This window comes from Streptomyces sp. NPDC002324, from assembly GCF_053593335.1.
In genome coordinates, this window is the sequence record NZ_JBSFCF010000086.1 from 1 (window position 1) to 1,443 (window position 1,443).

At 56.1% G+C, this 1,443-nt stretch carries 1 rRNA gene (only partly in view); it reads right to left on the reverse strand.

The features are described from left to right. Positions 1-48 precede the first annotated feature (48 nt). Positions 49-1,443: ribosomal RNA gene (locus tag ACWCRJ_RS44395) — 23S ribosomal RNA — on the reverse strand (it continues 1,377 nt past the right edge of the window).

The following is a 1,443-nucleotide window of genomic DNA, read 5'->3' on the forward strand; positions in this document are numbered from 1 at the left end:
ATGGGGTTGTTCGTGGTTTCAGAACCAACACAGTGGACGCGAGCAACTGAGGACAAGCCCTCGGCCTATTAGTACCAGTCAACTCCACCCGTTACCAGGCTTCCATATCTGGCCTATCAACCCAGTCGTCTACTGGGAGCCTTACCCCATCAAGTGGGTGGGAATACTCATCTCGAAGCAGGCTTCCCGCTTAGATGCTTTCAGCGGTTATCCCTCCCGAACGTAGCCAACCAGCCATGCCCTTGGCAGAACAACTGGCACACCAGAGGTTCGTCCGTCCCGGTCCTCTCGTACTAGGGACAGCCCTTCTCAATATTCCTGCGCGCGCAGCGGATAGGGACCGAACTGTCTCACGACGTTCTAAACCCAGCTCGCGTACCGCTTTAATGGGCGAACAGCCCAACCCTTGGGACCGACTCCAGCCCCAGGATGCGACGAGCCGACATCGAGGTGCCAAACCATCCCGTCGATATGGACTCTTGGGGAAGATCAGCCTGTTATCCCCGGGGTACCTTTTATCCGTTGAGCGACGGCGCTTCCACAAGCCACCGCCGGATCACTAGTCCCGACTTTCGTCCCTGCTCGACCCGTCGGTCTCACAGTCAAGCTCCCTTGTGCACTTACACTCACCACCTGATTGCCAACCAGGCTGAGGGAACCTTTGGGCGCCTCCGTTACCCTTTGGGAGGCAACCGCCCCAGTTAAACTACCCATCAGACACTGTCCCTGATCCGGATCACGGACCCAGGTTAGACATCCAGCACGACCAGACTGGTATTTCAACGACGACTCCACCCGAACTGGCGTCCGAGCTTCAAAGTCTCCCAGCTATCCTACACAAGCCGAACCGAACACCAATATCAAACTGTAGTAAAGGTCCCGGGGTCTTTCCGTCCTGCTGCGCGAAACGAGCATCTTTACTCGTAGTGCAATTTCACCGGGCCTATGGTTGAGACAGTCGAGAAGTCGTTACGCCATTCGTGCAGGTCGGAACTTACCCGACAAGGAATTTCGCTACCTTAGGATGGTTATAGTTACCACCGCCGTTTACTGGCGCTTAAGTTCTCAGCTTCGCCACACCGAAATGTGACTAACCGGTCCCCTTAACGTTCCAGCACCGGGCAGGCGTCAGTCCGTATACATCGCCTTACGGCTTCGCACGGACCTGTGTTTTTAGTAAACAGTCGCTTCTCGCTGGTCTCTGCGGCCACCCCCAGCTCAAGCAGCAAGTGCTATCACCGGTGATGGCCCCCCTTCTCCCGAAGTTACGGGGGCATTTTGCCGAGTTCCTTAACCATAGTTCACCCGAACGCCTCGGTATTCTCTACCAGACCACCTGAGTCGGTTTAGGGTACGGGCCGCCATGAAACTCGCTAGAGGCTTTTCTCGACAGCATAGGATCATCCACTTCACCACAATCGGCTCGGCATCAGGTCTCAGCCC